We start from the raw sequence: 7579 nt of genomic DNA on the forward strand, positions 1-7579 counted from the left end.
GCGGTAAAGGTCTGCATCAGTACCGGGTCGACCATCTTCACCGCCACCGAGTTCTGGGCGGTGATGGCGGAGATGACCGAACAACCGTGCACGCCAAGGTCGTGCAATGTGTGTAAGTCGGCCTGAATACCGGCGCCGCCGCCGGAGTCGGAACCGGCGATGGTCCAGACAACTGGGCGAGAGTCCGTCACGGGCGACAGGTCGGCGGGGCTGACAGCCCCGCTTGCGCTGCTCACGCCTCCTCCCCTGCGGCCTGTTTCAGCGCCGCCGCCTGATGGTAGATCTCGCCACCGGTCTCCTTGAAGGTTTCAGCCATACGGGCCATGCCGCTCTCCACCTGAGCCACCACCTGCTCCTGCTGGCCATCCATGCCGACCAGCTTGATCTCCACCGCCTCAAGCTTGGCGGCATTCAGTTCGGCGGTGTAGGCACGCACGTCCTGAGTGATCTTCATGGAGCAGAACTTGGGCCCGCACATGGAGCAGAAATGGGCCACCTTGCCGGACTCCTGCGGCAGGGTCTCGTCGTGATAGGCGCGGGCAGTGTCGGGATCCAGCGCCAGATTGAACTGATCCTCCCAGCGGAACTCGAAACGCGCCTTGGACATGGCGTTGTCACGGATCTGGGCCCCCGGATGCCCCTTGGCAAGGTCAGCAGCGTGGGCGGCAATCTTGTAGGTAATCAGCCCCTGCTTCACATCCTCCTTGTTGGGTAGGCCCAGATGCTCCTTGGGGGTGACGTAGCAGAGCATGGCGCAGCCGTACCAGCCGATCAGCGCCGCACCGATGCCGGAGGTGAAGTGATCGTAACCCGGGGCGATGTCGGTGGTGAGCGGGCCCAGCGTATAGAACGGCGCCTCGTGGCAGTGCTCCAGCTGCTCGGTCATATTGCGCTCGATCATGTGCATCGGCACGTGACCCGGCCCCTCGATCATCACCTGCACGTCGTACTCCCAAGCAATTTTGGTCAGCTCGCCAAGAGTGCGCAGCTCGGCGAACTGGGCCTCGTCATTGGCGTCATAGACGGAGCCCGGACGCAGACCGTCGCCCAGCGACAGGGCCACGTCATAGGCGGCGCAGATCTCGCAGATTTCGCGGAAGTGCTGGTAGAGGAAGTTCTCCTTGTGGTGAGAGAGGCACCACTTGGCCATGATGCTGCCACCGCGCGAAACGATGCCGGTGAGGCGCTTGGCAGTCATCGGCACGAAGCGCAGCAAGACGCCGGCATGGATGGTGAAGTAGTCCACCCCCTGCTCGGCCTGTTCCAGCAGGGTGTCACGGAACAGCTCCCAAGTGAGGTCTTCGGCGATGCCGTTGGTCTTCTCCAGCGCCTGATAGATGGGCACGGTACCGATGGGCACCGGGCTGTTGCGCAGGATCCACTCGCGGGTCTCGTGGATGTAGCGGCCGGTGGAGAGATCCATCACGGTGTCGGCGCCCCAGCGGGTCGACCAGACCAGCTTCTCCACCTCCTCTTCGATGCTGGAGGTGACCGCCGAGTTGCCGATGTTGGCGTTGATCTTCACCAGAAAATTGCGGCCGATGATCATCGGCTCCGCTTCCGGGTGATTGATGTTGCTGGGGATGATGGCGCGACCGGCGGCCACCTCATCGCGCACAAATTCGGGGGTGATGTTCTGGGGCAGGCGGGCACCGAAATCGCGGCCCGGATGTTGGGTGCGCAGCAGTTCGGATCGCACCCGCTCGCGCCCCATGTTCTCGCGAATGGCGATAAATTCCATCTCGGGGGTGACGATGCCGGTGCGGGCGTAGTGGAGCTGGGTGACCCGGCGGCCCGGCTTGGCACGGCGCGGCTTTGGCAGATGCTCGAAGCGCAGGTGATCCAACCCCTCGTCAGCCAGCCGCTCCTGAGTGAAGCTGGAGCTGAGCCCCGACAGGGCATCGGTATCATCCCGCTCCAGCACCCAGTTTTCCCGCAGGCGCGGCAGGCCACGGCGCACGTCGATGGCAGCCCCCTCCTCCCCGTAACGGCCCGAGGTGTCGTAGACCGGCACCGGCTCGTTGGGCTCGAACTGGGGGTCTTCTTTGGTACCGCCGACGAAGGTGTCGGCCAGCTGGATCTCCCGCAGCGGCACCCGGATATCGGCGCGGGAGCCTTCGATAAAGATGCGGCGGGAGTTGGGGTGAGCCATCCCCTTGAGGCTGTCGATAAAGGCCTGAGCGCTGGAGCGCTGCTCGCGGCGGCTGGATTTGGTGGTATCAGATACAGAAGTAGACATAGCAAAACTCACATTAACTGGTTGAAGTTATGGGTGTTTGCTTGTCTGGAGTTCGAGGAGAAGATGAACTTGCGGCGGGGTGTTTATCTCAGGAGGGAGTGCGTGCGGGATGGATCTCCGCTCTGCTGTACTGCCACATCTGCTGTCTGCACGCTGTGGGCAAGGCGCCCCACGTGCTGGACAACCGGACGGGACAGACTCCCTCCTGGGCGCCCTGACCCATCAAGGGTGATCCCTTCGATGAGCGGAAGAGGCTTGTTCCTCCTCCGGCGCGGTAACCCGCAAGTTACCCTTGTTCCCTTCGCAGGTGTTAACCTGATCAGGTTCCACGGATCCCGAATTAACGGTCTCAGCTTCGCGTCGTTCGACGGTCAGCACTCCGACAAGATGGCGCCAGTATAAGTGAGTCATTTAAAACTACAAGTCATTAACAGCCTGATAAATCAGCATCTTGCTCTATCAACCTGTTTATGGGGAAGCAAGGTCATCTTCTGGATTGACCACCAAAATCTCGGTCAACCGCCCTGTTTGATCGCGGGTCAACACCAGTTGACGCCCCGCTTGCAGATCACCCAGCCCGCCATTTAGCCAGCGCGTAGCCGCATCAAACCCGATGGTCCCCAGCCTGTTTAGATGCAGGGTCTGGCCCTTGACCGCGACCAGCGGCGCTTCTGCGCGTTGCCAGTGGCTGGCGGTTGAGGCGGCCTCGTTATCGAGGCTGATCTGTTCTGCCACCCCATGGCGACTGAGAATGGCGAGCGGCATCCCGGGTTTGAGATCTGCAGCGCCCCGAATGCCCCTGAAGGTGGCGTTGCCCAATTCCAACTCGGCCCCCTGAAACTGCAAACGCAGACCATCGTTGTGTTCAAGCGTCACCAGCCAGAGCGCCGCCGGTTCGGCCAGCACCGCGGACGAGAACAAGGTAAACAGGAGACCGGAGATAGCCGAGGAGGAGATCATCATTAAAGACCCATACGAAAAATTGGCTTCAAGCATGGGCAGGGATAGCAAAACCTGCCAGATCAAATGGAGTCTTTTTTGACTCCCTTCTTGACCCAATGATGGTGGCAGAGCATCGGCCAGCACGCTGCCGGTTATGGCGGGTGTCACTGCATCGTAATGGGGTTTGCGAGCGGAGCGTGGTGGTTGACGGGATAAAAAAAGCGCCTCAGAAGAGGCGCATTGAAAAAGACAGTTGGAAGCGTCACATGGGTGCTACTTGAAGTGGAAATCAGCAATCTCGTTCAAGTATGGGGCGATTATCGATCCGGCTATCTGAAGTTGTGCTGAGGCAATTCTTCATTTTCTGTTCATCTCTTCGAGACCCCATTCTTTGAGACCCTATTGGACAAGCGCTGGGCTGGCCGTTATCCGTCTAACTTGGGTTTGCCGCGCGCGGTTTTGATATCCCCTTTGCGCTTTTTCTCATCGACCCGCTTACGTTGTGAACTGCGGGTCGGTTTGGTTGCATGACGCGCCTTTGGCCGCCACGCCGCCTTCTTCAACAGCTCAACTAACCGGCTCATCGCCTCTTTGCGATTCATATCCTGACTGCGATGGCTTTCAACGCGGATCATGATAAAGCCATCATGGACTCGGCTATCGCTCAGCTTATCGAGCCCCTCTTTATAGAGGTCAGGCAAGCTCGGGGAGGCGCGATACTCGAAACGTAACCAGACGGCAGAGTCGGTCTTATTAACATGCTGGCCCCCATTACCTTGGGCACGCATGGTTTGAAATTGCAGCTCGTGCCAAGGAATGATCACGCTGTTTGAGATAACTAACATGCTGTCGTGCTCTTGTTTGGTGCATGGTCAGCCAACGCCATGGTCTGTTGCCTCATCATAGGGCGGGTGAAGCAGATATCGGGGCTGGCTGAGGTAAGCAAGTCTGCATTAGATTCTATCTATATGAAATAAAACAATAAAAATACTTGGCATAAGAATTGATGAACCCTTGCAGACAGACCATGGACAAGGGGTAAACAGATGAAGCTAATTGCGGCAATTATCAAGCCATTCAAGTTAGATGATGTGCGTGAAGCCATCGCCAGCTTAGGGGTAGAAGGCTTGACGGTGTCTGAAGTGAAAGGGTTTGGGCGCCAGAAGGGACACACCGAGTTATATCGCGGGGCCGAGTATCAGGTCGATTTCCTGCCGAAGGTTAAGCTGGAGATCGCCACCACCGACGACAACGTCGAGCAGGTGATCGAAGCGATTTGCAAGGCGGCTTACACCGGTAAAATTGGTGACGGCAAAATTTTTGTCTATGAACTGCTGCAAGCGGTGCGTATTCGTACCGGTGAAAGTGACGAAGAAGCGCTGTGATAGCAGATAGCGCTGCACGATCTGGTTACTAGCGAGGGGATAACTGGGTAGTCCCTGCCCCATTGTCATCATCATGCCGTGACCGTTGGTCACAGATGGCGTCACGAAGAAAGGGGCCGAATGGGATTCCATCCGGCCCCTTTATTTAGTAAGGCGCAAATATGTGATGTCGCAACGATTCACTTTCTTGATCCCCCCTTGCGTTGTATGCAGAATGCAAACGGCAATTGTTATCACTCACAAATGACAACTCAAGGAATGGATGATGAAAATCAAGATGTTGGTACTGGCTTGCTCTGCATTCGTCGCTCAGTCAGCCCTAGCAGCAGGGGAGGTCAATGTTTACTCCAACCGTCAGGATGAGCTGATCAAGCCCATCATCCAGCAGTTTGAACAGGAGTCTGGCATCAAGGTGAATGTGGTGTTCGCCAAAGAGGGGCTCAACGAGCGGTTAGAGCGGGAAGGTAAATTGTCACCCGCAGACCTGATGCTGACCGTCGACATCAGTCGTCTGACCGATTTGGTGGACAAAGGGCTGGTGCAGCCTGTAGACAGCAAGATCCTGCAAGAGAACATCCCCGCTGTTTATCGTGACCCAGCGAATCAATGGTTCGCCCTGACCACTCGGGTGCGCGCCATCTATTCGAGCAAAGAGCGCCTTGGTAAGCTCGACAACATTCGCTACGAAGATCTGGTTAAACCTGAATTTAAAGGGAAAATTTGTACTCGCAGTGGCAAGCATGAGTACAATGTGGCGCTGGTTTCTTCGATGATCGCCTACCACGGCATGGCTGATACCAAGCAGTGGTTGGAAGGCTTGAAAGCCAACTTGGCCCGTAAGCCACAGGGTAACGACCGCGATCAGGTCAAAGCGATCAAAGATGGCATTTGTGATATTTCGTTGGGTAACAGCTACTACTTGGGCGCCATGCTCAAAGATCCTGCGCAAAAAGCGTGGGCCGAGGCAGTCGACATCAACTTCCCGAACCAAGGGGATCGCGGAGCGCATGTCAACGTGAGCGGCGTGGCGATGACCAAGTATGCCAAGAACAAAGCCGAAGCGCAGAAACTGATGGAGTTTCTGGCTAGCGATACCGCCCAGCATCTGTATGCCGACGCGAACGCCGAATACCCGGTCAAGGCTGGGGTTGAGCCCTCCGCCATGGTCAAATCGTGGGGTAGTTTCAAGCCTGACGCCCTGCCGGTCAGCGATTATGCCAAGCACCGCAAGGATGCCTTGCAACTGCTGGATGAAGTGAAATTCGACTTGTAATCAGATGGGGCCAAGGGCCCCATCAACTTCTGTGGTCTCATGAAACATTTTGGATGGATTGCCAGCAGTTGGAGCACCGCCCTGCTGCTGGGGTTACCGGTACTGGCACTGATTTTTTCCGCCTTCTCGGCTGACAGTGACCTGTTCGCGCACCTTGCTAATACAGTGCTGAGCGATTATCTCGGCAATACCCTTGGGCTGGTGGTCGGCGTGGTGGCGCTCAGCCTGCTGTTTGGCGTGCCCACCGCGTGGCTGGTGGCCATGTGTCAGGTGCCCGGCCAGCGAGCGCTCCAGTGGGCACTGATGTTGCCCATGGCGATGCCCTCTTACATCGTCGCCTACGTCTATACCGATTTGCTCGACTATTCCGGTCCGTTACAGGCGGGATTACGGGCGCTGTTTACTTGGCAAACCCCGGCGGATTACTGGTTCCCCGCCATTCGCTCACTCGGCGGGGCCGCTTGGGTGCTGGCGCTGGTGCTGTTCCCTTACGTCTATCTGCTCACCCGTGCTGCGTTCTTAGAGCAGTCCGTCAGCCTGATCCACTCCAGCCGTTTACTCGGCTGCAGCCCTTGGCAGAGCTTTCGCCGCCTCAGCCTTCCCTTGGCCCGCCCAGCGATCATGGTGGCGGTATCCTTGGTGGCGATGGAAACCCTCGCCGACTTTGCCACCGTCCACTTCTTTGCCATCAACACCCTCACCACGGCGGTGTACGATACCTGGCTGGGCTATGGCAGCTTAGCCACCGCAGCCAAACTCTCCTGCCTGATGTTGCTGGCGGTGGTGTTGCTGATTGCCTTGGAGCGCCGTTCTCGTCGGCGCCAGCAGGTGTTCCAGAAGTCGATGGGCTACGAGCAGCCACTGCGTTATCCCCTCAAGGGCTGGCGCCGCGTGCTGGCAGGGCTCTGGTGTTGGGGCTTAGTGCTAGCTGGTTTTGGCCTGCCGTTCGCGATCTTGCTCGATTACGGCGTGCGCTATTTCGAATTGTCGTGGACGCCCGAGTTTGTCCGTTTTGCTGGCAACAGCTTGGCGATCTCGGCGTTGACCGCGTTACTGGCCATGGCCATTGCCCTGCAGCTTGGTTTCTTCCGCCGTCTGCATGGCGGCATGAAAAGCCTATTGCCGCTGCGCCTCGCGGCGATGGGTTATGCCATGCCGGGCACGGTGCTGGCCATTGGCGTGCTGGTGCCCTTAACCGCCCTCGATTTTGCCATCAATGATCTGGCCGATTGGCTTGGTCAACAAGGGCCGGGCCTGCTGCTAACCGGCACCCTCACCGCCATCGTGTTCGGCTATCTGGTGCGCTTTGTCGCCATCGCAATTGGCTCGGTGGAGAGCAGCTTGGCCAAGGTCTCCCCCAGCCTCGACATGGCCGCCCGCTCGCTGGGGCAGGGGGATAGCGGTATGTTGCGTCGGGTTCACCTGCCGCTGGTGCGCCGTGGCTTGTTCGCTGGCGCCATGCTGGTCTTTATCGAATCCATGAAAGAGCTGCCCGCCGCGCTGCTGCTGCGGCCATTTAATTTCGACACGCTGGCGACTCACGTTTATCAGTTTGTGTCAGATGAGATGCTAGAGCGGGGGGCACTGGGGGCCATCGTTATCGTCTTAGTGGGTCTGCTGCCGCTGGTGTGGGTGAATCGCAGCATGGACCGAATGGGAACATAAGCGCCGCGTACCACTCACGCTGTCGCGATGAATGAATCACGCCCGTCAGGCCTCCCTGACGGGCGTGATTCATTG

Annotated in this window: 7 protein-coding genes and 1 riboswitch; of the genes, 3 read left to right on the top strand and 4 right to left on the bottom strand. The window is 58.1% G+C overall.

All coding sequences use genetic code 11. The features are described from left to right. From CUC53_RS16980 to arfB, 4 genes are all read right to left on the bottom strand, one after another. Positions 1-236: bifunctional hydroxymethylpyrimidine kinase/phosphomethylpyrimidine kinase (locus tag CUC53_RS16980; protein ID WP_201796788.1), on the bottom strand; the 236-nt coding region annotated here is incomplete at its 3' end. Next, positions 233-2239 (bottom strand): phosphomethylpyrimidine synthase ThiC, encoded by a 2007-nt coding sequence (gene thiC, locus CUC53_RS16985; protein ID WP_100295221.1) that lies wholly within the window; start codon positions 2237-2239, stop codon positions 233-235. The genes thiC and CUC53_RS16980, both read right to left, overlap by 4 nt. 279 nt (positions 2240-2518) lie before the next feature. Further along, a riboswitch (TPP riboswitch) is annotated at positions 2519-2631 on the bottom strand. Between the two features lie 76 nt (positions 2632-2707). Then, a complete protein-coding gene (locus CUC53_RS16990; RefSeq protein WP_236757959.1) occupies positions 2708-3202 on the bottom strand; it encodes a hypothetical protein in 495 nt (164 codons plus the stop codon). 404 nt (positions 3203-3606) lie between these two features. Then, the gene (arfB, locus tag CUC53_RS16995) at positions 3607-4026 is read right to left on the bottom strand and encodes an alternative ribosome rescue aminoacyl-tRNA hydrolase ArfB (protein WP_100295222.1); all 420 of its coding nucleotides are present in this window, start codon (positions 4024-4026) and stop codon (positions 3607-3609) included. 201 nt (positions 4027-4227) lie between these two features. On the opposite strand from arfB, the gene glnK reads away from it, so the two are divergent. From glnK to CUC53_RS17010, 3 genes are all read left to right on the top strand, one after another. Beyond that, positions 4228-4566 (top strand): P-II family nitrogen regulator, encoded by a 339-nt coding sequence (gene glnK / locus CUC53_RS17000; protein WP_100295223.1) that lies wholly within the window; start codon positions 4228-4230, stop codon positions 4564-4566. Positions 4567-4831: 265 nt separating this feature from the next. Further along, the gene (locus CUC53_RS17005; protein ID WP_100295224.1) at positions 4832-5839 is read left to right on the top strand and encodes a Fe(3+) ABC transporter substrate-binding protein; all 1008 of its coding nucleotides are present in this window, start codon (positions 4832-4834) and stop codon (positions 5837-5839) included. A gap of 39 nt (positions 5840-5878) precedes the next feature. Then, complete coding sequence (locus CUC53_RS17010) at positions 5879-7504, top strand: ABC transporter permease (RefSeq protein WP_100295225.1); 1626 nt, start codon at positions 5879-5881, stop codon at positions 7502-7504. The last annotated feature ends 75 nt before the right edge of the window (positions 7505-7579 follow it).

The sequence above is a fragment of the Aeromonas cavernicola genome, from assembly GCF_002795305.1.
In the GTDB taxonomy this organism is placed as follows: Bacteria; Pseudomonadota; Gammaproteobacteria; order Enterobacterales; family Aeromonadaceae; genus Aeromonas; species Aeromonas cavernicola.

Bases quoted from the DNA above. Each gene is read 5' to 3' on its own strand.
- arfB (WP_100295222.1), bottom strand. From the start codon at position 4,026: ATGTTAGTTATCTCAAACAGCGTGATCATTCCTTGGCACGAGCTGCAA.
- glnK (WP_100295223.1), top strand. From the start codon at position 4,228: ATGAAGCTAATTGCGGCAATTATCAAGCCATTCAAGTTAGATGATGTG.
- thiC (WP_100295221.1), bottom strand. From the start codon at position 2,239: ATGTCTACTTCTGTATCTGATACCACCAAATCCAGCCGCCGCGAGCAG.
- CUC53_RS17005 (WP_100295224.1), top strand. From the start codon at position 4,832: ATGAAAATCAAGATGTTGGTACTGGCTTGCTCTGCATTCGTCGCTCAG.
- CUC53_RS16990 (WP_236757959.1), bottom strand. From the start codon at position 3,202: ATGATGATCTCCTCCTCGGCTATCTCCGGTCTCCTGTTTACCTTGTTC.
- CUC53_RS17010 (WP_100295225.1), top strand. From the start codon at position 5,879: ATGAAACATTTTGGATGGATTGCCAGCAGTTGGAGCACCGCCCTGCTG.